At 43.9% G+C, this 517-nt stretch carries 1 protein-coding gene and 1 pseudogene; both read right to left on the bottom strand.

The window, feature by feature from the left end; genetic code table 11:
- On the bottom strand, positions 1-336 hold a 336-nt coding region (locus R7190_RS30790; protein WP_318138331.1), incomplete at its 3' end, for a 7-cyano-7-deazaguanine synthase.
- A gap of 14 nt (positions 337-350) precedes the next feature.
- A pseudogene (locus R7190_RS30785) lies at positions 351-517 on the bottom strand (7-carboxy-7-deazaguanine synthase QueE); the annotation flags it as partial.

Genomic DNA, 517 nt, shown 5'->3' with positions numbered 1-517 from the left:
TTGGTAAGCGTAAATACCAGCAAGAGTTAAGAACAAAATATTACGGCCAGGCACAAACGAATTCGGCAAGCCATTCTCTTGTAATTCGTGAGAAACAGGGATGTCATCACGCGTCAGAGAGCTGATAGCAAGTTCATTCAGTAAACCGACATCCATCACTTTATGCGCTTTTACACCAAGGTCTTTGGCGATCTTTTGCGCAACTTCGATCTCCAGTTTATGACGTTGGCCATAATCAAAAGTGATTGCATGCACTTCATCAAACTCTTTAAGGGCTTGTACGAGACAGGTTGTCGAGTCTTGTCCGCCACTGAAAACAACAACAGCTTTTTTCATTTTACTCTCCGAGCTTAAGCAATACTTAGGTATTTATGAGTTTGAACCGACAAACGCCAGTTGCGAGCAACACAGGTATCAATACACAGTTGTGTAGCGCGAGGTTTCTGACTGATAGGCTGAAGTGCGATGACTGTCTTCTCAGCGATTTCTGCAGAGGCCAACAACGCATCAAGCTGAT

This window comes from Vibrio sp. 1078-1 (assembly GCF_033340475.1).
This window is presented reverse-complemented; position numbering and strand designations above follow the sequence as displayed.